Genomic DNA, 19718 nt, shown 5'->3' on the forward strand with positions numbered 1-19718 from the left:
GTCCGCGCCGCGCCTCACTCGTACTTCTTGATCTCGCCCGAGCGCAGTCGACGCTGATAGCTGGTGAGTTCCCGCTTCACGATCGGCATCAGCAGGTAAAGCGCGATGATGTTCACGATCGCCATGGAAAAGAGCATGGCATCCGAGAAGTCGATGACGGGACCGAGGCTTGCAGCCGAACCGATCACGATGAAGAGGCAGAAAATCGTCTTGAATGTGAACTCCTGCACCTTTCCCTCACCAAAAAGGTAAGTGGTCGCCTTCATGCCGTAGTAGCTCCACGACAGCATCGTCGAGAAGGCAAAGAGCACCACCGAAATGGCAAGGAGCGGCGGGAACCATGAAAACGATGCCGCATAGGCCGCGGACGTGAGCTCGACACCCTGCACGCCGGCGTCGGTCGCGATGCGCCCTGCCTCTGCGTTCCAGATATACAGGCCGGTCTCAGGATCCTGGTTCAAAACGCCGGTGATAACGATAACGAGCGCGGTCATCGTGCAGATCACCACCGTGTCGATGAACGGCTCCAGCAGGGCGACGTAGCCTTCTGTCACCGGCTCCTTGGTGCGGACGGCCGAGTGCGCGATTGCCGCCGAACCGATCCCTGCTTCGTTCGAGAAGGCCGCGCGCCGGAACCCCTGGATCAACGCGCCGGTAAAGCCGCCTGCGACACCGAGTCCGGTGAAGGCTCCCTCGAAGATCTGACCGAATGCCCAGAAGATCTCGTCGTAGTTCTTGAACAGGATAGCCAGCGACACGAGGACGTAGAAGATGCCCATGAACGGCACGACCTTCTCGGTCACCCGCGCGATCGACCTGATCCCGCCCACGATCACGATAAAGACGACCCCGGCCAGGATTACCCCGGTGATCCAGCCCGGATAGCCGCCCAACACGCCCGAAAGCTGCGCATGGGCCTGGTTGGCCTGGAACATGTTGCCGCCGCCGAGCGCGCCCAGAATCGTAAAGACGCTGAAGACGATGGCGAACAGCTTGCCGCCCGGCAGGCCGCGTTCCTGGAAGCCTTTCGTCATGTAGTACATCGGGCCGCCCGACACGCTGCCGTCCGGGTATTCGTTGCGGTATTTCACGCCCAGAGAGCATTCGGTGAATTTCGTCGCCATTCCGAAGAGGCCCGCGACGACCATCCAGAACGTGGCGCCAGGGCCGCCGATGCCGACGGCCACCGCGACGCCTGCGATGTTGCCCAGACCCACGGTGCCGGAAAGCGCTGTGGCCAGGGCCTGGAAATGGCTGACCTCGCCCGCGTCGTTGGGGTCGGAGTAGTCGCCCTTGACCAGCCGGATCGAATGCATGAAGCCCGAGAACTGGATCGCGCCGAAATAGACGGTGAAGACGACCGCGCCCACCACCAGCCAGAGGGCGATCCAGGAGAAATTCGTTCCCGGCAGGTTCGCGAAGATCAGGCCGACGTACCAGCCGGTGTAATCGGCGAAAATGTTGTTGATGGTTTCGTCGATCCCCTGGGCGGCCGCCGGATGGGCGAGTGCCAGAAGGAACAGGGTCAGTAGAAGTCTCATGAAATCTCTCCGGCTCAGGGAACGATGACGGTGGGAACGGTCGCGATCTGGGCGATGGCCAAGGGGACGGATCCGAAGATCCTGGCTCGCGCTTCGCCGCTGCCCGAGCGCCCGACAAAGATGAATTCGGCCTTTTCCGCCGCAGCTGCCTTGACCACAAGATCCGCGACCGAACCGTGCTTGACGATGCCCGTGGCTTCGACTCCGGCTGCTTTCGCGCGTTCGAGCGCCGGCGTGATCACGTGGCTTTCGGCGCGGCTCAGCTCTTCCGTGCGGCGCTTGTGGCGTTCGGCCAGCTCTTCATTCGACAGAAAGCTGTATTGCGACCATTCGAGCACGTGGATGATGACGAGCTTTGCGCCGGCTTTGGACGCGCGTGCGATGGCGCAATCCAGCACGGCGGTATCGCTCGTGTCGTCGTCATAAGCGACGACGAAGGTCTCCTGTCCCATTATCCCTGTTCCTTTCCGGTAGTGTCACAGGTTTGTGACATGCTTGTCTTTTCACGCTGGCGTCCCGGCGGGCATCGGTCAAGCATGGTTAACAGGGCAGCGCGCCGCTGGCCGACGCTCAAACGCCGTCACGCAGCGAGGGGGCAGGCGCCAGGGAGTGCCCTTGCGGAACTTCGTGCAGGCCCGGGGGGATTGCGAAAGTCCGGTTCGACCTGGTGGACATGCACAAAACCTGCCCGCATGTGACTCTGCGCGCCGGATGAGTCACGAGAGACAGGCCATGACCGAGCGCGCGGTGAACCAAGCCTTGCGGCGCCCTCGTCCCGCCGATCAGCGGGCTATATCCCGCGCATGCTTGCCACTTTGAAACGACTGTCCTTCGAGAGCGACACACCGATGCCTTGGCGCAAGGTCGGAATGATGATCCTGGCCATGGTCGTCCCGGCGGTCGTGGCGGTCAGCGTGCTGGGGCGGCCGGGCACCATCGCGTTCGTGGCGGCCATGCCGGCTTGCCTTGCCGCAATGGATGGCGGACTGAAGGTTTCGACCTTGGTCACGCTGGTGATGGGGATGGCCGGACTCCTCAGCCTCGGCCAGCCGGACATGGCGTTGATCGTCGCCCCGCTTTTGGGCGCGATGGTCGGGATCTGCGGCTCTTTCGGATTGGCCAAGCCGGCGATCCGGGGCTTGCTGACCTGGCCGATCTTCACGTCGCCGATCCTTGGGACCGGACAGATGCCGCTCATGTTCCTGGTCTTTCTTCTGGCGATGGCTTGGGCGATCGCGGTTGTCTGGCTGTTCGGTGAGGTGTGTTCCAGCGGTGCGGAAGACCGCGAGAGTGAGCCCTATGCGATGGTTTTCGGCGCAGCACTGGCCATCGGTCTGACCGTGTCGGTCTGGGTCGGAAACCGCTATTTCGGCGAGCACGGGTTCTGGTTCCCGCTGACCTTCGTGATCCTGGTGCTGCCGCCGCATGGGCAGCTCTTCTCCCGGACCGTGAAGCGCAGCGTGGGGACGGTGATCGGCACGGCCCTGGCGCTGTTGGCCGCAGCCGTGACGGATCAGACTTGGATCATGGTGGCGCTCGGCGGTATCAGCCTGGCGCTCGGCTTTCGGATGTTGCCGCGCAACTACACGGTCTTCACCGCCCTCGTGACCGTCGCCGTTCTGGAAGTGCTTGCACTCGTCTCTTCCGTGGATCGTCTGGCGTTGGAGAGGATCGGCACCATGGCGGCGGCGGCCGGCATGACGGCGGCGCTGGGCCTGTTGGGCGGTGGGATCCTGCGACTGGTCAGGCCCGGGGCGCTGGAGGCATTGCAGGAAACCGGGGTTGAGGACCCGCCTGTGTCGGGTCAGCGGCGCCGGGACAGCCGCGCCTCGGCCAGCCGTGCTGGGTGACGGCCGGGCTCCGGCGCAATGGACACGCGTCGGCCGCTTGCCCGACGCATCTTTCTGCCGACTGCGGAGACGCTGTCCGGCGGCGGTGCCATCGGCCCCGGCTGATCCGGCCAACCAGGTAACGCGGACCTACGGATGGCGTTTTTCAAGCCGGCCGCGGCTGATCTCGACCGCCACGAGAAGTCCGTGGACGGCGACAGCCGCGCCGAGGATCATCGCCAGAAGGCGCCGGAAGAATGCCGCCGGATCTGCCGCCATCTGCAAGAAGTCCCCGCCATAGCGGAATGTCAGAAAGTCCGGCAGTCCGAGAGCGAGCGTGCCCTGCAGACCGGCCATCAGCAAAAACGCGCCCGGGATCCATAGAAGGCGGCTCGCCTTGAGGGAGGCGATGGTGCGGACCCGCGGCCAGTGCAATCCGACATGCGCGCCGGCGATCACGACGGTCCACCAAGCAACGAACCAGTGCAGCTCTCGCAGGGCGAACCTGCCGGGAAGAGGGAGGTCGGCATAGAGCCCGCGCGAAATCGACAGGCCTGTTGCCAGAAGCGTCAGGACAAGGAGCAGAAGGGCGATGTTGAGGACCACGCCGACCACGCGCCGCAGGTCGTGCCGGCCCCGCGCGAACCATCTGTACCAGGCCCTGTTGTTGATATTGTGCCAGATAAGCACCAGCGCGAAGGCCGTGCCGAAGAGTTCATGCGCGATGTTGCCCTGCCAGAAATACGCCATCGCCAGCAGAAGGCAGAGCGCGGCGCCGCAATCCAGCAAAAGGCGGAACGGCTTGAACATGCCGATCACTCGGCCTCTCGAAGCTCGTGGAACGTGTAGAGGTAGTCGCGGCCGCGCCGCTGGCGGTGGCAGGCGCTGCAGGTGGCAAGGTCCGCTTCGGTGTTGACGGTGCCGTCGGCCTGGAACCACTGGAACCGCCAGTCGCCTGCCCGCAGCTCTTCGGGAATGTCCTGCGTCTGTTCTGCGCTTTTCTCCATCACGAAGTAGCGCCTCAGCGTTCCGTTCTTGCGGAACGACAGTACGACGGGGGTTCCGTCGGGGATGGGCAGGCCGCTCTGGACGGCCTCGATCGCCTCCCGCGTGGTCAGAGCCGTCTCGATCACGGGACCGCGATCAATCGAGAGGTACGGCTCCAGGGTCGAGAGATCCGGAAATCTGATCTGGTTCGGTTCGGCCACGGCCGGCAGACACGCAAGGCTCAGGACCGTCGCCACGAGGATTTGCGCGCAGGAGGTCATGAATGCCAGGAAGATGGAGGATCTAGGCGCATCACGCAACACACACCAAAACTGCGACAGAACCACACTATAGGGCTTGGCTTCGATAGGTGCGGGCCAATTCGGATAGAGCCATCGTTCGAACGGGTCAGTTCACTTGTCTATTCGCCTTCATCGGACTTCGGATCATGTCGCATTGCTCCCTCCCGCCGCTGGGTCGTCGTCGTGTTGACCCTGCCGTCGGCCGATCACGACGAGAAGGCATTCGCATGTCGCTTGCGCAATTCCGCCTTCTGGACCTTGCCCATCGTGTTTCGGGGCAGTTCCGCGGCGATGACGTAGACCCGCGGTTGCTTGAATCGGGCAAGCCGTTCCGCCGCGGCATCGCGCAGGGCGGACAGGTCCGGGGGCGTATCGCCGTCCGGAACGACGACCGCGACGAGCCCCTCTCCCATATCTGCATGCGGGACGCCGACGACCGCTGACTCCAGGACGCCCGGCAGCCCGTTCAGCACCTCTTCCACTTCCTGAGGATAGATGTTGAACCCGCCCGAGATCACCAGGTCCTTTTCCCGCCCGACGATGGACAGATAGCCATCTGCGTCCCGCCGCCCCAGATCGCCGGTGACGAACCAGCCGTCCTTGCGCAGTTCTGCGGCCGTCTTCTCAGGCATCCGCCAGTATCCGCGGAACACGTTCGGTCCCCGGACCTCGATCATTCCGGTCTCTCCTTCTCGGACCGGATCGGCCGTTCCGGGTTGACAGATGCGCAGATCGACCCCCGGAAGCGGCAGGCCGACGGTTCCCGGACGCCTGTCGCCATCATAGGGGTTGGACGCGATCATGTTGGTCTCTGTCATGCCGTAACGTTCCAGGATGCGAAATCCGGTCCTGTCGGTCCATTGGCGGTGCGTCTCAGGCAGCATGGGCGCAGAGCCCGACACGAAGAGCCGCATATGCGCCGTAGCGTTCCGCGTCAGGCCGGGTTCGGCAAGAAGCCGCGTGTAGAAGGTCGGCACGCCCATCATGGTTGTCGCAAGCGGCATCGCCGCCAGCACGGTGTCCGCCCGGAAGGTCGGAAGCCAGATCATCGCCCCGCCGCCGGCCAGAGTGATGTTCACCGCCACGAACAGACCGTGCGTATGGAAGATCGGCAGCGCGTGGATCAGCACGTCGTCTGCGGTGAACCGCCAGGCATCGGTCAGCGCCCGCGCATTGGAGAGCAGGTTGTCCTGGCTCAGCATGGCGCCCTTGGAGCGTCCGGTCGTTCCCGACGTGTAGAGAAACGCGGCCAGGTCGGTCCCAGCGCGTGCCACCGGCGCTATCGGTTCAGCCGAACTGGTGGCCTCTGCCAGGGCGCCGGATCCGTCCGGACCCAGGGTCATCAGCCGGGTATCCGCAGCGGCGGCGACGGGGGCCAGCGCTTCGGTATCGCCGGGGTCGCAGATCAGCATCGCAGCCTGCGCGTCGCTGACGAAATAGGCGATCTCCGCCGCCGTATAGGCCGTGTTGAGGGGCACCAGCACCAGACCGGCCCGTACCGAGGCCGCATAGAGCGCCAGGGCATCCGCCGATTTTCGGATCTGGCAGGCAAGGCGGTCGCCGGGGCGCAATCCGTGATCGGTCAGGGCACCGGCCATCTTCGCCGCCCGCGCGGCAAAGTCGGCATGGGTAAGAACGTCACCGCCGGGCAGGTGCAGCAAGGTCTCCGTGCGCTCCTCATGGGGGGCAAAGAGATAGTCGTGAAGCGGATTGCTCATGGCCGATCTTCCGCAATCTGCGCCTGGGATTGCAAGGTCCGGGACGCCTTGCTGATCAAAAGGTTGCCGAAAGACACCCCCGTCGGCCCGGGCTGAAAGTCGGAGCCCCACCGGCGGTGAGATCAGACCGATCTGCACGTTGATCGTCAGGATGACGGCAAACCAGTTCGGATCCGGCCAACAGGATGATCGGCAGCCGTATCGGGCGACAAGGAGCGACGCCAGCATGTATGGAAAGACACCGGCGGCGCCAATGCGAACACGATCAGCACCGACCCGCGGGTGAAATTGCGCAGCACTGTCCAGATCCCGACCGGCGACCGGTGTCGGTAGATCGCCCTGGCGATCGGCGGGCCCAGCAACGCGCCGGCCGCCACCGTTTTGGACGGTGTGGCGATGCCGCCATACATCGCGTAGCGCACGCCGAAAGTTTCAGGGCCTGGAATTTCTCACTCCATATGCAATCGGTGGTGTCAGGAGTGCGGCGCAGCTCGCAGGCGCGGATTTCGACATGGCGGGAAGGTACGCAGGCCAGCAGAGTCGATACGATCAGCCGCCGGGGCGCGCGTCAGCGATGACCTGGCGCGTCATGGAGATCCGCACCCGCCCTCATGGACGCGCCCCATGCATCGGGATGGCCAGGACGGCGTAGTGCTTGCCCGAGAGTATCCGCGCCACCGGTTCAGAAGAACATGGCTTCCGCCGCGATTGTCATTTCGCTGCCTCTACATGTGCGTAGAGGCTATATCCGGTGACTGCGACCTCAGCCATGCCGTCGTCCATGTTCGAGACCGCAGTGCCGGTCTCCTTCTTCGACAGCACGGCCGCAGCCGAAGCTTGGGTTCATGCGGATCGCCACGCTGCGGTCATCAGTCCGGATGCCGTACTCCGGCGGTGCGCGCGGGCATCGCCGATGCGAACCGCCGACGCGCCCTGAAAGCCGCGCCATTCGGGTTTCGACGCGTTCGAGACCGCTCGGGTACAGTCGAAAGGTGCGCATCCAAGGCGGCCCCGGAGCACGCCGCTCCTGCCTTGCTATTCTGCTTGCGCTGCAATATTCAACGCGCGGTGGTTCGTGCGGAGCCCTTTGCGCGTTTGGGACCTGCCCTTTCCGACACGGGACCAGGCGAACGGTAGCGCGGACGACAGCAGACGGCGCATTCGCGTGGCGGGTGGTGACGTCTGCCCCTTGGACCGCCCAAGAACCCGGAGGCCGGCTTGGCTGCATTCCGCAACATGGATCCGGCGGTTTTGGTCCCCGATGCCCGCCGCACCCTGCGCGCCAAGGTCGATGACTTCGTGGGGCGGCATTTTCGTCTTGCCGGAACCCTGAAACTGCATGGCGCGGCATTGGGCTGGGATCTTCTACGCGCGCCGGTCAACGTCGCCCTTGCGCCGGTCTTCCTGCTGACCAAGCTGGCAGCGCTTCTTTTCCGGTCCGTGGGCCTGCGCCGTCCGGCGGCGTGGCTGGGGGCGCGGCGGGTTCTGCTGCCAACTTCGGTTTCCAGGGCGGTTACCGAACGCATCAGGTTGGATCTGCTTCAGGGTGCGGAGCTCGATCCGAAGATCCGCAAGCTGATCGAGGACTATGCCGGCGTCCGCTCCGCCGTCTCGGAGATCACGACGACTCTGGTCGTGCTTGCGGCCGGAATTGCCCTTTTCGGGTCCGCGACGCCCGGTATCGTCTCTCTTGCCCCCAATGTCTCGGGGTATGTGGTCTATTCTTCCGCGGTAGAGAACTTCCCGTTGGGGGCAAGGCTGGGAAAGGTCTGGTACGGCACCTTTCCCGTGACGCAGCCGCTCTGGTTCGTGATGGCGACGGGCGTGGCGCTGGCCATGGCCGCGTCCGTCCTAACCACCTTCGCCGGCATCGTCGCCGATCCCATCCAGGCCAGGCTAGGCATTCACCAGCGCCGGCTGATGCGCCTTCTGGAGCGCATCGCCCTGGCCGAGGGCGCGTCGCCCCGCCTGGCGCCGGAACACATCCTGGCGCGGCTCGCGGACCTGGCCGATGCCGGTGTAAGCCTTGTCAGGGTATTCCGCCCGTAGGATCTGTCGGGACATGCCGAACCACCGCTGCCGCCCCGGGCAATGGCTCGGATGCGGTTCGCGGTTCCCGGCCGGCTACAATATACGGCGCCTCAGAAAGGCCGAGACGATCTCTCCGACGATCACGAGCGCGAGGATCGCGATCAGGACGGTTGCCGCCTCGGGCCAGTTGAACGTGTCGATCGCACCCTGCAGGATGATCCCGATCCCCCCGGCGCCGACAAGACCCAGAACCGTCGATTCGCGCAGGTTGATGTCCCAGCGCAGGATCGACACTGCCCAGAAGGTCGGCATGACCTGCGGCACGATGGCGTAGGCGATGACCTGAAAGCGCGATGCGCCGGTGGCCTCCAGCGCCTCGACCGGGCGCTTGTCGATCTCTTCGATGGCCTCGCCCAGCAGCTTCCCGATAAATCCGATGGACCGGAACATGATCGCCACGATCCCCGCCAGCACGCCCGGTCCGAAGATGGCGACGAAGAGCAGCGCCCAGATGATCGTGTTGACCGACCTGGATGTGACCAGGATCAGCCGCCCCAGCCACAGCGTCGCACGGTTCGGCGTGGTGTTCTGCGCGGCAATATAGGCCACCGGCAACGACATGAGGACAGCGATGGCGGTGGCGATGGTGGCGATGTTCACCGTCTCCAGCAGGATCCGCAGGATCGCGCCCAGGTTGGACACGTCGGGGGGATACATTCGGCCGAAGAGATCGCCCATCTGCGTGGGCGAATCCCAGACCCAGGCCCAGACGACCTCGATCGACGTCAGCGCCCAGGCGATAACGGCGGCGCAGACGGCGAAGATGGCGAAGCGGCGGGCCTTCTGTTTCGGCGTATGGCGGGACCAGTCCTCACGCCCGAACTGTTCGGCGATGCTGGTCATGCCAGACGCTTCCGGATGTAGCCGCTGACACCTTCGGAGACGAGGATGACAGCGACGATGACGATGGTGATGGCCAGGGCGAAATCGTAGTCGTAGCGGCCGAAGGCGTTGGCCAGTGTCGCGCCGATGCCGCCAGCCCCGACGATTCCCACCACGGCAGAGGCGCGCAGGTTCGAGTCGAGCTGGTAGATCGTCAATCCGATCTGGCGCGGCATGATCTGCGGAAAGATCGCGTAGAACAGCGTCGAGAAATACGGGGCGCCAGCGGCGCGCAAGGCCTCGACCTGACCGAAGTCGATCTCTTCGATGCGTTCGGCCAGCATCTTGGCGACGAAACCGACGGAATAGACCACCAGCGTCAGCACGCCCGCGAACGGGCCGAAGCCCACCGCCTTGACGAAGATGATCGCCACGATCACGGGGTGGAAGCTGCGCGCGACGATGATGATGGCCCGACCCAGGTAGAAGACCGGCATCGGGGCCACGTTGCGCGCGGCCATGAAGGCGATGGGGATCGACAGGGCTACCCCGCCGGCGGTCGCGAGTACGGCGATCTTGATGCTTTCCAGAAAGCCGTCGATCAAAAGGCCGCTGCGTTCGAAGCTGGGCGGGATGGCCCCGCCGAATATCCGGCCCGCCCGCTCCACGCCTTCGACCACCCGCGCCCAGTCGACCGGAATCGTCGCCAGAACCCAGACGACATAGGCCAGAACCCCGAGATAGACGGCCCAGCGCAACCAGGGGTTGGCGATGAAAGGCGGCCGGCTCCAGGTTTCGGGATGGTCGCTCATGACGCCTCCTGCAAATCGCCGCTTCGGTCGGCATGGGGGCTGCCCGAATAGATCCGGTCCATTTCTTCCTGATCGAGCTTGCCCGGCAGGTCGTCGAAAATGATCCGCCCGTAGCGCATACCGACGATCCGGTCGGTGTATTCCTTTGCCTCGGTCACGTTGTGGATGTTGATGAGGACCGGCAGCTTCAACTCTCCCGCCAGATCGCGCAGAAGGCCCATGATCTGCTCTGAGGTCTTGGGATCAAGGGATGCGGTCGGTTCATCGGCCAGCAGAATGTCGGGATCCTGCATCAGCGCGCGCACCACGCCGACCCGCTGACGCTCGCCGCCGGAAAGCTGGTCGGCGCGGGTGTCGGCGTAATGGGCGATGCCCACGCGCTCCATCAATTGATAGGCGCGGCGGATGTCCTCTTTGGGATAGCGGCGCATGATCGCGGCCCAGGTCGAGATATAGCCCAGCCGTCCGGACTGGACGTTCTCCATCACGGTCAGGCGATCCACCAGATTGAAGCCCTGGAACACCATGCCGATCTTGCGCCGGGCCGAGCGCAGCTTGGCGCCGCGCAGCTTGGTCAGCTCCGTGCCGTTCAGCACGACGCTGCCCGACGTCGGCTCCACCAGCCGGTTGATGCAGCGCAGAAGCGTCGATTTTCCGGCTCCGGAGGACCCGATGATCGCCACCACGCTTTCGCCTTCGATGGTCAGGTCAAGGTTTTTCAGGACCGGATCTCCGCCGCCGTAGCGCTTGACCAGATCGGTTATCGTCAGCATCCGCTCGCTCTCCGATGGGGCCGGCCCCGCGCGGCGCCGGCCCCGTGGTTCTGGCGGATCACTCTGCCGCCAGGCCCTGGGGCGTGTATTCGACCCCGTTGGCCTTCTGGATCTGGCGGATCACCTTCCACTGGTCCTTGTAGGTGATCGGGATGAACTTGCTGACGCCGGTGAACTCCTCTCCCAGCGCCGTGCCCTCGAAATCGAAGCTGAAGAACGCCTCTTCAATCTTTTCCTTCAGCTCAGGCGTCAGGTCGTGGGCATAGGCGTAGGAGGTCGTCGGAAACGGCTCGCTCTCCCAGATCATGCGCACGTCGCCGGGATCGTAGAGACCGCGCTCGGCCATGCGGTCCACCACCTCCGAGGCCACCGGCGCGGCGTCGTAGTCGCCCGCAACGACACCCAGCATCGACTGGTCGTGGCTGCCCGAATAGGTCACTTCGTAGTCTTCACCCGGTACGACGCCCAGATCGGGGAACAGCGCGCGGGGCGCCTGATTGCCGGAATTCGACGTGGGCGATGTATGGGCCACCCGCTTGCCCGCCAGGTCGGCCACCTCCTGAATGGCGCTGTCTGCCTGGGTATAGACCTGCAGCTTATAGCCGAACTGGCCGTCGTCTGCCCCCATGATCGCGAATGGCACCGCGCCGGCGAGGTTCACGGCGAACGGCGTCGGACCGGTGGAGAAGCCCGCGATATGCAGGCGGCCGGAGCGCATCGCCTCGACCTCGGCGGAATTGGACTGCACGGCGAAGAACTGGACGTCCTTCCCGGTCACCTCCTCAAGGTGGCTGATGAACGGTGTCCAGATGTCCTCATAGATCGCCGGATCCTCAACCGGCGTATAGGCGAAGACCAGGGTATCGGGATCGCGCAGCGCGCTCTCGTCTTCCGGCGCGTCGGCGACGAGGTCCCCGTCGGCATCGCTGTACTGGCTGTCGAGCGCCGCCGTCTCTTCCTGCGCGAACGCCGCGCCGGCCGTCAGGGCGATCGCCGCCAGCAGCAGCGCCGTCGCGCGTGTCAAAGTCCTGAGCATCATGTCCTCCTCCCAGTGGATCGTTCGCCTGCGGCCGTCAAAGCGCCACAGTTGCGACGATGACAACACCGAACCAGGTCACGTGCAACATCAGACGTTCGATTGCCGGAAAGACTTTCCCGGCACCGCCGTTGCGGCCCTGTCGCCACCTGCCCCGCCCGAAGATACGGCGAGCGGCCGCCTAAAGGATCAGGGATGCGCGGATCGCGACGCCGAGCGCCGCGGCGACGAAGACGGCCAGAAACACGGTCTCGGCCAACAGCAGCAATGCGGCGCCCATGCCGACTTTCAGTACGTCGCCAGGCACGGTTTTCAGCCCGACCGCTGCGATGGCGGTCAGCAGGAACCAGCGCGACAGGGTATCGCCCAGATCCACGACCGGTGCCGGGATCAGTCCCAGGGCCGACAGGACCGCCAGGCAGACGAAGCCGATGACGAAGACCGGCACCAGGGGCGGGCGGACGTCCGAAATGTCGGCGCGGGACGCGGAACTGCGGATGACGACGGTGGCGATCATCACCACCGGAGCCAGCAGGATCACGCGCAAAAGCTTCACGAACGTCGCTGTGTCTCCCGCCTCGACCGAGATCGAATAGCCGGCGCCGACCACTTGCGCCACGTCGTGTACCGTCGCGCCGATGAAGATCCCGGCGGCCCGGTCGTCCAGTTCGAGCCATCCCAGCATGACCGGATAGAGGATCATGGCCAGGGTCGACAAGACGGTCACACCCACGACGGTGAAGACCAACCGGTCCTCCGACCGCTCATCCTGGGGCAGGATTGCGGCAATGGCCAGCGCGGCGGAGGCGCCGCAGATCGCCACGGCCCCGGACGACAGGAAGGCGAACCGGTGCCGGAAGCCGAAGGACCGGCTGACGGCAAGACCGAAGCCGATGGTCGCCACCACGCCGGCGATCACCATGGCGATCACGGCCGCCCCCAGGTCGGTCACCAGCTCCAGCGTGATGCGCAGACCAAGCAGCGCCACTCCGATGCGCAGCAGGGTCCGCGATGCCCAGGCGATGCCCGGTCCGGTGCGTGGCTCGGCCGACAGGAAATTCAGCGCGATGCCGAAAAGCAATGCCAGCAGCATCGACGGCGCGCCGTACTGGTTCGAGATGAATTGGCTGGAAAGCGCGATCAGCAGCGCGACGAGGAGTCCGGGCAGGAGCGCGCGCGTCCCCGGCAGGACGTCATTGAGGGTCACGGGCAGGACTCCTGGTGCGGTCGGGCGGGCGGTGAGGTCGCGGCGCGCGCGGCCGAATGGGCGGCGCGCGGACGCGTCGGCGCGCCGACGTGCGCGTGCGAAGCGGCGGTGGGGCCGCTCCGGTTCCGGTCAGGCGCTGCGATATAGCTTGGTCATCGAGAACTCCCGGTGCCCCAGCGCTTCCGCCGCTGTGCTGCGCCCGTTTGCCGTGCGCAGGATCATCTCGATCAGCGCGTCTCCGGCCTCGTCTATGGTCTGCTCGCGCCGCAGGATGCCGGACACGTCCAGATCCACATGTTCGGCCATGGTGCGTACGGTGCGCGGATTGGCAGTGATCTTGATGACCGGCACGATCGGGTTGCCCACCACGTTGCCCTGACCGGTGGGGAAGGTGTGGATCACGGCCCCCCCAGCGGCCATCAGCGTCACGCACTCGGCCGCCGCCGAGGAGCTGTCCATGAAGTAGAGACCGTTGCCCGTGCCCGGCGCCTGCGCCGGTTCCAGGATGTCGATGAACTGCGACGTGCGGCCGATCTTTTCCAGATTGCCCAGCGCCTTTTCCTCGATCGTGGTCAGACCGCCCTCGATATTGCCCTTGGTGGGCTGGCTGTCGGACAGGTCGTCGGTCTGGTGGGCGAAGATCACGTCGTCCTGGTAGGCCTTCCACATCTTGTACCAGCGTTCGCCGACCTCTGCATTGATGGCGCGCTTCTGGCAGATGTGCTCGGCGCCGGTGATCTCCGACGTCTCTCCGAAGAAGCCGGTGATGCCCTCTGGCAGGAGCTTGTCGTACATGTTGCCGACCGTGGGACAGGAGCCGAGCCCGGTGGTCGTGTCGCTCTCGCCGCACTTGGTGGACACCCAGAGGTCAGAGATCGAGCATTCCTCGCGCTGCTGCTCGGTGGCGATGTGGACGAATTCCTTGGCCTTCCAGCTTGCGGCGCGGATCGTCTCGAAATCACCCTTCTGCTCGATGGAGAATTCGGCAACCGGCTTACCGGTCTCGCGAATGCCGTCGGCGATGCGCCTGGTCCAGCCCGGCTCGATCCCGATCACCACCACGGCGGCGACGTTGGGGTTGGCGCCGGTGCCGATGATGGTGCGGAAATGGACGTCGAGATCCTCACCGAACTGCAACCGGCCATAGGCATGGGGGATGGCGAGCGTGCCCTTGACGTTGTTGGCCACGGCCTCGCAGGCGGCGTTCGAGATGTCGTCCACGGGCAGGATCAGGACGTGGTTGCGCACGCCGACCCTGCCGTTCTCACGCTTGTAGGCGCGCACGGTCATGTTGGAATAGCTTGTCATGTTCGGGGTTCCTTACCAGCGCTTCGTCTTGACGTTGTGGGTGTGGACATGTGCGCCCTTGGCCACGTCCGCGATCACCTTGCCGATGTCCTCGCCGTATTTTACGGCGGTGTCCCCGGTCTTGAGGTCCCTGAGCGCGATCTTGTGGCCGATGGGAACGTCGGCATTGGCGGTCAGGCGGAAGGTCGAGTTGTCGTGGGTGACGCAGCACAGCATGTCGGTGCCGGCGGTCAGACCCTCGACCACCACGACACCGACGTTGTCGGCGTCCTCATGCACAAGAAGATGGGGTATTTCGGCCATTGGGGTCTCCTGTCAGGGTTTGAGTACGATTTTCGGTGCGGACACCCGGCCGGCGCGAATGTCCGCGAAGGCGCGCGCACCTTCGGCAAGCGGGCGGGTTTCGATCCAGTCGAGCAGGCCAAGCCGGCCGTCGAACATCGCCTGCGCCGTGGCGCGGAAATCGTCGGCGGTATAGGTATAGCTGCCGATGAAGGCGATCTCCTGCAGCGTCAGCCGCCGTATATCCAGCCCGCCGTCGCCACTGCCCAGGCCGATATGCGCGATTGCGCCCCCGGGGCGGGTGAGGGCAGAGGCCTGCGCGCGGGTCGCCGCGATCCCGACGCCGTCGATTGCGATATCGAAGCTTTCGGCCGCGACGGTTTCCGGGGCCACGGCGTCGAGTCCGCAGGTGTCGCGGATATAGGCGCGGCGGTCGGCGCTGGGCTCTACCAGGCGGAGGGCCGTCAGGCCGGCCGCCTTCAGCACAAGCGCCGCGCCCAGCCCGATCGCCCCGCCGCCGATGACCAGCGCGCAGTCGGCGTCAGGTACATGGGCCCGGGCCAGGCGTACCGCGTGCCAGCCGCAGGCCAGGGGTTCGCAGAGCGCCCCCTGGTCGGCGGTCATGTGCGGCGGCAGCGCCACGAGGTTCCCGGCCGGCAGCGCCACGGCCTCGGCGAAGCCCCCCTCGCGCGGGGCCATGGAGATGATCTGCCGGTCGGGGCACAGATTGTCGCGGCCCGCGATGCAGGCCGGGCAGGCCCCGCAGGTTACCAGCGGATTGACGGTAACGCGGGCGCCGGCGGCGACCCCAGCCACCTCATGTCCCAGGATCAGCGGCGCCGTCCGGCGCGCGTCGTGTCCGAGATAGGCGTGCATGTCAGAGCCGCAGATGCCCACGCTTTCGACGCGAACCAGCTCCTCTCCCATCGCGGGCAGCGGATCGGAAACATCGCGCAGGACCAGTGTCTCCGGCGCGGTATAGACCAGTGCTTTCATTTCACCGTGAACCCCCCGTCGACCATAAGGACTTGTCCGGTGACGTAGTCGGACGCGGGCGCGCTGAGAAACAGCAGCGGCCCGTCGAGATCGTGCGGCGCGCCGTTGCGGCCGACACAGGTCCGCCGGGCGTTGTCGGCGGCGCGCTCGGGGTCCGCGAAGACCGCCGCCGTCAGTTCCGTCCGGAAGAAGCCCGGACCGATGGCGTTGACGCCGATGCCGCGGGGCGACCAGGCTTCGGCCAGGGCGCGGGTCAGCTGGGCGATGCCACCCTTGGACGCGCCATAGGCCACGCCGCCGGGAAAGGCGCGGTAGGATTGCAGCGAGGCGAAGAGCACGATCCGGCCCCAGCCCTTTTCGGCCATGGCAGGGGCGAGCGCCTGGGAAAGGAAGAAGGGCGCGGTCAGGTTCAGGGCAATCGTCGCGTCCCAGCCCGCTGGCGTCACCGCATCGGCGATTTCGCGGGTGTTCAGCCCGGCGGCATGAACGACGATATCGGGCGCCCCGAACGGATCCGAGACCGCGGCGGCCAGATCGGCCAGCCCATCGCGGTCGGCCACATCGGCGGCGACGGCGGCCGTCGGTCCGGGGGTCTCCTTCCGCCAGTCGGTCAGCGCATCGGCCCGGCGGGCCACGCCCACCACCGACGCGCCGGCCGCGGCCAGGACGCCGGCCGCGCGCCGTCCCAGCCCCGCGCTCGCGCCTGTGACGCAGGCGACGCGCCCGGTCAGGTCGAACAGGTCGGTCGATATGTCGGGGGTGTCACTCATGCGCGGTCAGGTCGAAATTCTCGCCGGGGAAGTATTTCGCCAACCGGATGTCGGCGGTGCGGGCGTGGCCCTCCATGCCTTCGAGCCGGGATATCCGGGCGGTGGCCTCCGCCACGGGCTTCGCACCATCGCGGGTGGCGCGTTGCCAGGTGACGATCTTCATGTATTTGTGGACCGACAGCCCGCCCGTGTAGCGCGCGGCCCCCGAGGTCGGCAGCACATGGTTGGTGCCGGACGCCTTGTCCCCGAAGGCAACGGTCGTTTCCTCTCCCAGAAAGAGAGAGCCGTAGCAGGCCAGCCGGCCAAGCCACCAGTCCAGATCCTCGGCCTGCACGGTCAGGTGTTCGGGGGCGTAGCTGTCCGAAGCTTCCGCCATCTCCTCGCGGTCGGCGCAGACGATGACTTCGGCGTAGTCGCGCCATGCCTTGCGGGCGTTGTCGGCATTGGTCTGGGGCAGATCGTCGATGAGGGCGGGGACCAGCTCCATCACCCGCCCGGCCAGGGCGCGGTCGTCGGTGATGAGCCAGACCGGAGAGTTGTATCCATGCTCGGCCTGGCCTACCAGATCGGCCGCCACGATCTCGGGGTCGGCGGTCCGGTCGGCCAGGATCAGGCTGTCGGTGGGACCGGCGAACATGTCGATGCCGACGCGCCCGAAGAGGATGCGCTTGGCCTCTGCCACGAACTGGTTGCCGGGACCGACCAGGATATTTGCGGGCGGCAGGCCGAAGAGGCCGAAGGTCATCGCGGCCACGCCCTGCACGCCGCCCATGGCCAGGATGTGATGCGCGCCGCAGAGATCGGCAGCATAGACGATGGCGGGCGCGATGCCGATGCCGGGGCGCGGCGGCGAGCACGCAGTAATGGTGCGGCAGCCCGCGACCTTCGCGGTGGTCACGGTCATCACCGCGCTGGCCACGTGACTGTAGCGCCCGCCGGGCACGTAGCAGCCCGCCGCGTCCACGGGGATCGCCTTTTGCCCCGCGATCAGGCCCGGCAGGACCTCTGTCTCGAAATCGGAAACGGTGGCCAGTTGCGCCGCGGCAAAGCGGCGCACGTTGTCATGGGCGAAGCGGATGTCGTCCTTGAGCCGTTCGGGCACGCGGGCCGTGGCGGCGTCGATCTCCTCGCGGGTCAGCAGCACGTTGCCGTCGTAGCGGTCGAACTTGGCGGCGTATGCGCGCGCCGTATCCTCGCGCCCGGTTTCGATGGCGTCCAGGATGTCCTTGACGATGGCCTGGGTCTCGCCCGCGTCGCTGGCCGACGTCAGGGTCGCTTTCTTGAGATACTCTCGTGCCATGGTCAGCGTCCTATTGGTAGATGTCGGGAAGTAAGGCGGTCGAGATCATCGGCACATAGGCGATCATCAGCGTGACCAGCAGCATGAAGAACACGAACGGCATCGCCCGGTAGGCGATCTTCAGGATCGATTCCCGGGTCAGCCCAGCCACCACGAACAGGTTGAGGCCCAGGGGCGGTGTGATGAACCCTACGCCGAGTGCGGTGATCATCATGATGCTGAACTGGATCTCGTTCATGCCGATGTCATCCGCCAGCGGCTTCAGGATCGGCGCCAGGATGACGATATTTGGTGTCGTCTCCATCACGCAGCCGGCGGCGATGAGGATCAGGATCATCATCAGGATCAGCACCCAGGGCTGTTCGCTGACCGTCGTCGCGGCGCTGACGAACCCCTGGGGCACGCCCAGGATCGCCAGCGCCTGCGCCAGCGGCAGGGAGAAGGCGATGATCGGCAGGATGATCCCGTTTACCTTGGCCGAATTAACCAGCATTGCCGGAAAGTCCGAGAACCGCAGCGTGCCCAGGATGAAGCCCATGACGATGGTCACGACCACCGCCGTGGCGCCGGCCTCTGTCGGTGTCAGCCGCCCCGAGAAGATGCCGTAGAAGATGATGCCGGGCACGATGAAGGCGTACCAGCCGGATTTCAGCGCCCGGCCCAGCTGGCTTCCCCATTCGCCGAAGGTCATCGGCGCGCCGCCCTCCCAGGCATAGAGACGGTTCATGATCAGGTTGGTGACCAGGATCGACACCAGGATGGCGATGCCGGGGATCACCGCGGCCAGGAACAGGGTCGATGCCGAGATGCCCAGCACCAGGCCGATGATGATGTAGGCGATCGACGGCGGGATCAGGATGCCGGTACAGGCACCGGCAGCCACCAGCGCGCAGGCATAGGGTCTGGGATAGCCGCTCTCGACCAGTCGGGCGATGGTCATGCGGCCCACCGCGGCCGCTCCCGCCGCATCCGAGCCGGAGATTGCCGCGAACATCCCGCAGACCAGCACAGTGGCCGAGCCGAAGCCGCCCTTGGTCCAGCAGGTCAGGGCCTCGGCGACGTCCAGGAACTTGCGCGACAGGCCCGTTCGCACCAGCACGTCGCCGGTCAGGATGAAGAGCGGCACGGCCGTCAGCGCGAAGGCGTCGATGCCCTGGAACAGGCTCTCTCCCACCAGGCTGAGCGGCAGCGCGCCAGAGATGACCAGCATAGCGATGGCCGCGGCGCCGATCGCCGCCCAGACCGGGACGGCCAGGGCGATGAGACCCACGAAGAGCAGCACCGGGCCGTAGAAGTCCCAGCCGAGTTCGACGGTCTGGGCCTGTAGTTGGTTGAACAGCATGGCCCGACCCTCAGTCGAAGAGTTTGTCGCCTTCGTACACGGGGCGCCCGTGACGAAGGTCGGCGACATCGCGGATCAGCGATTGGACGAGGCGCAGCATCACCAGCCCGAAACCGATGGGCACGGCGGCGAGGAACCAGACCTGGCTGATCCGAAGGCCATGGGTGACAGACCCGAACCTGGCCGAGACCAGTACCGTTTCGAGCGACCAGTAGAAGGCCACCAGCGCCACGGCGAGCATCACCAGATCGCCGAAGATATAGAGGGCCGCCTTCGCCCGCGGTCCCACGTACTGCATCAGCACATCTATGCGGATATGGCCGCGTTCCTTGACCGCCGCTGCGGCACCGATCCAGGCAAGGTAGATGAAGGAGTAGCGGACGACTTCCTCGCCCCAGATCGAGGAATAGGACAGAAGCTCGCGCCTTAGCACCTCGATGAACATCGTGGCGACGAGCATCACGTAGAAGACCAGCAGCAGCCAGCGCTCGGCGTTCGCATTCAGCAAGGTGATCAGCCGCGACATGGAATCCTCTCTCTCCCCCGGACACGGTTGGCGTTCGTGCGGGCCCCGGCAGGGCTGGCGAATGGATCGTGGTCTC

The 19718-nt window shown here is 65.6% G+C and carries 19 protein-coding genes and 1 pseudogene; 2 read left to right on the forward strand and 18 right to left on the reverse strand.

Features of this window, described 5'->3' with window-relative positions:
• Positions 1 to 14: 14 nt before the first annotated feature.
• Positions 15 to 1541, reverse strand: a complete 1527-nt coding sequence (locus KW83_RS16560) for an alanine/glycine:cation symporter family protein (RefSeq protein WP_036181199.1) — start codon at positions 1539 to 1541, stop codon at positions 15 to 17.
• 14 nt (positions 1542 to 1555) lie between these two features.
• The gene (locus KW83_RS16565; protein WP_036181200.1) at positions 1556 to 1993 is read right to left on the reverse strand and encodes a universal stress protein; all 438 of its coding nucleotides are present in this window, start codon (positions 1991 to 1993) and stop codon (positions 1556 to 1558) included.
• A 351-nt stretch (positions 1994 to 2344) separates the two neighbouring features.
• On the opposite strand from KW83_RS16565, the gene KW83_RS16570 reads away from it, so the two are divergent.
• Positions 2345 to 3391, forward strand: coding sequence for an FUSC family protein (locus KW83_RS16570; RefSeq protein WP_081904669.1), 1047 nt, complete (start codon positions 2345 to 2347; stop codon positions 3389 to 3391).
• A gap of 129 nt (positions 3392 to 3520) precedes the next feature.
• On the opposite strand, the gene KW83_RS19370 is transcribed toward KW83_RS16570, so the two are convergent.
• The 4 genes and pseudogenes from KW83_RS19370 to KW83_RS16590 all read right to left on the reverse strand — a co-directional run.
• Positions 3521 to 4180, reverse strand: coding sequence for a DUF4405 domain-containing protein (locus KW83_RS19370; protein WP_235191454.1), 660 nt, complete (start codon positions 4178 to 4180; stop codon positions 3521 to 3523).
• Between the two features lie 5 nt (positions 4181 to 4185).
• Positions 4186 to 4614, reverse strand: coding sequence for a cytochrome P460 family protein (locus KW83_RS16580; protein ID WP_161785521.1), 429 nt, complete (start codon positions 4612 to 4614; stop codon positions 4186 to 4188).
• A 251-nt stretch (positions 4615 to 4865) separates the two neighbouring features.
• Entirely contained in the window at positions 4866 to 6377 is a 1512-nt protein-coding gene (locus KW83_RS16585; protein WP_036181202.1) for an AMP-binding protein, read from the reverse strand.
• 96 nt (positions 6378 to 6473) lie between these two features.
• Positions 6474 to 6802 (reverse strand): annotated as a pseudogene (locus KW83_RS16590) (TRAP transporter large permease); the annotation flags it as partial.
• Between the two features lie 793 nt (positions 6803 to 7595).
• On the opposite strand from KW83_RS16590, the gene KW83_RS16595 reads away from it, so the two are divergent.
• Positions 7596 to 8426 (forward strand): DUF6635 family protein, encoded by an 831-nt coding sequence (locus tag KW83_RS16595; protein ID WP_051928605.1) that lies wholly within the window; start codon positions 7596 to 7598, stop codon positions 8424 to 8426.
• 75 nt (positions 8427 to 8501) lie between these two features.
• Here KW83_RS16595 and phnE (KW83_RS16600) read toward each other — a convergent pair whose 3' ends face one another.
• The 12 genes from phnE (KW83_RS16600) to KW83_RS16655 all read right to left on the reverse strand — a co-directional run bounded on the left by phnE (KW83_RS16600) (position 8502) and on the right by KW83_RS16655 (position 19642).
• Positions 8502 to 9311, reverse strand: a complete 810-nt coding sequence (phnE, locus tag KW83_RS16600) for a phosphonate ABC transporter, permease protein PhnE (protein WP_036181204.1) — start codon at positions 9309 to 9311, stop codon at positions 8502 to 8504.
• A complete protein-coding gene (phnE, locus tag KW83_RS16605; protein WP_036181205.1) occupies positions 9308 to 10102 on the reverse strand; it encodes a phosphonate ABC transporter, permease protein PhnE in 795 nt (264 codons plus the stop codon). The genes phnE (KW83_RS16600) and phnE (KW83_RS16605) overlap by 4 nt, the downstream gene beginning before the upstream one ends.
• The gene (gene phnC, locus KW83_RS16610) at positions 10099 to 10875 is read right to left on the reverse strand and encodes a phosphonate ABC transporter ATP-binding protein (RefSeq protein ID WP_036181206.1); all 777 of its coding nucleotides are present in this window, start codon (positions 10873 to 10875) and stop codon (positions 10099 to 10101) included. Before phnC ends, phnE (KW83_RS16605) begins: the two co-directional genes overlap by 4 nt.
• 58 nt (positions 10876 to 10933) lie before the next feature.
• A complete protein-coding gene (gene phnD / locus KW83_RS16615) occupies positions 10934 to 11911 on the reverse strand; it encodes a phosphate/phosphite/phosphonate ABC transporter substrate-binding protein (RefSeq protein ID WP_200879704.1) in 978 nt (325 codons plus the stop codon).
• Between the two features lie 181 nt (positions 11912 to 12092).
• Positions 12093 to 13118, reverse strand: coding sequence for a YeiH family protein (locus KW83_RS16620; RefSeq protein WP_036181208.1), 1026 nt, complete (start codon positions 13116 to 13118; stop codon positions 12093 to 12095).
• Positions 13119 to 13247: 129 nt separating this feature from the next.
• Positions 13248 to 14426, reverse strand: coding sequence for a UxaA family hydrolase (locus tag KW83_RS16625; protein WP_036181209.1), 1179 nt, complete (start codon positions 14424 to 14426; stop codon positions 13248 to 13250).
• Between the two features lie 12 nt (positions 14427 to 14438).
• Positions 14439 to 14729: a UxaA family hydrolase gene (locus KW83_RS16630; RefSeq protein WP_036181210.1), complete on the reverse strand. Its 291-nt coding sequence runs from the start codon at positions 14727 to 14729 to the stop codon at positions 14439 to 14441.
• Between the two features lie 12 nt (positions 14730 to 14741).
• Positions 14742 to 15704: an alcohol dehydrogenase catalytic domain-containing protein gene (locus KW83_RS16635; protein ID WP_036181211.1), complete on the reverse strand. Its 963-nt coding sequence runs from the start codon at positions 15702 to 15704 to the stop codon at positions 14742 to 14744.
• Positions 15701 to 16474, reverse strand: coding sequence for an SDR family oxidoreductase (locus tag KW83_RS16640; RefSeq protein ID WP_036181212.1), 774 nt, complete (start codon positions 16472 to 16474; stop codon positions 15701 to 15703). The genes KW83_RS16635 and KW83_RS16640 overlap by 4 nt, the downstream gene beginning before the upstream one ends.
• Positions 16467 to 17774: a histidinol dehydrogenase gene (hisD, locus tag KW83_RS16645; protein ID WP_036181213.1), complete on the reverse strand. Its 1308-nt coding sequence runs from the start codon at positions 17772 to 17774 to the stop codon at positions 16467 to 16469. Before hisD ends, KW83_RS16640 begins: the two co-directional genes overlap by 8 nt.
• 10 nt (positions 17775 to 17784) lie before the next feature.
• On the reverse strand, positions 17785 to 19116 hold the full coding sequence (locus KW83_RS16650) for a TRAP transporter large permease (RefSeq protein WP_036181214.1): 1332 nt from the start codon (positions 19114 to 19116) through the stop codon (positions 17785 to 17787).
• A gap of 10 nt (positions 19117 to 19126) precedes the next feature.
• Positions 19127 to 19642 carry a TRAP transporter small permease gene (locus KW83_RS16655; RefSeq protein ID WP_036181215.1) on the reverse strand — a complete coding sequence of 172 codons (516 nt, stop codon included), beginning with the start codon at positions 19640 to 19642 and terminating at the stop codon, positions 19127 to 19129.
• Positions 19643 to 19718: the final 76 nt, after the last annotated feature.

The sequence above is a fragment of the Palleronia rufa genome (assembly GCF_000743715.1).
Lineage (GTDB): Bacteria > Pseudomonadota > Alphaproteobacteria > Rhodobacterales > Rhodobacteraceae > Palleronia > Palleronia rufa.

What these genes read in the sequence shown, in the direction of transcription:
- KW83_RS16560 (WP_036181199.1), bottom strand. Translation starts at nt 1,541, where the DNA reads ATGAGACTTCTACTGACCCTGTTCCTTCTGGCACTCGCCCATCCGGCG.
- KW83_RS16565 (WP_036181200.1), bottom strand. Translation starts at nt 1,993, where the DNA reads ATGGGACAGGAGACCTTCGTCGTCGCTTATGACGACGACACGAGCGAT.
- KW83_RS16570 (WP_081904669.1), top strand. Translation starts at nt 2,345, where the DNA reads ATGCTTGCCACTTTGAAACGACTGTCCTTCGAGAGCGACACACCGATG.
- KW83_RS19370 (WP_235191454.1), bottom strand. Translation starts at nt 4,180, where the DNA reads ATGTTCAAGCCGTTCCGCCTTTTGCTGGATTGCGGCGCCGCGCTCTGC.
- KW83_RS16585 (WP_036181202.1), bottom strand. Translation starts at nt 6,377, where the DNA reads ATGAGCAATCCGCTTCACGACTATCTCTTTGCCCCCCATGAGGAGCGC.
- phnE (WP_036181204.1), bottom strand. Translation starts at nt 9,311, where the DNA reads ATGACCAGCATCGCCGAACAGTTCGGGCGTGAGGACTGGTCCCGCCAT.
- phnE (WP_036181205.1), bottom strand. Translation starts at nt 10,102, where the DNA reads ATGAGCGACCATCCCGAAACCTGGAGCCGGCCGCCTTTCATCGCCAAC.
- phnC (WP_036181206.1), bottom strand. Translation starts at nt 10,875, where the DNA reads ATGCTGACGATAACCGATCTGGTCAAGCGCTACGGCGGCGGAGATCCG.
- phnD (WP_200879704.1), bottom strand. Translation starts at nt 11,911, where the DNA reads ATGCTCAGGACTTTGACACGCGCGACGGCGCTGCTGCTGGCGGCGATC.
- KW83_RS16625 (WP_036181209.1), bottom strand. Translation starts at nt 14,426, where the DNA reads ATGACAAGCTATTCCAACATGACCGTGCGCGCCTACAAGCGTGAGAAC.
- KW83_RS16630 (WP_036181210.1), bottom strand. Translation starts at nt 14,729, where the DNA reads ATGGCCGAAATACCCCATCTTCTTGTGCATGAGGACGCCGACAACGTC.
- KW83_RS16635 (WP_036181211.1), bottom strand. Translation starts at nt 15,704, where the DNA reads ATGAAAGCACTGGTCTATACCGCGCCGGAGACACTGGTCCTGCGCGAT.
- KW83_RS16640 (WP_036181212.1), bottom strand. Translation starts at nt 16,474, where the DNA reads ATGAGTGACACCCCCGACATATCGACCGACCTGTTCGACCTGACCGGG.
- hisD (WP_036181213.1), bottom strand. Translation starts at nt 17,774, where the DNA reads ATGGCACGAGAGTATCTCAAGAAAGCGACCCTGACGTCGGCCAGCGAC.
- KW83_RS16650 (WP_036181214.1), bottom strand. Translation starts at nt 19,116, where the DNA reads ATGCTGTTCAACCAACTACAGGCCCAGACCGTCGAACTCGGCTGGGAC.
- KW83_RS16655 (WP_036181215.1), bottom strand. Translation starts at nt 19,642, where the DNA reads ATGTCGCGGCTGATCACCTTGCTGAATGCGAACGCCGAGCGCTGGCTG.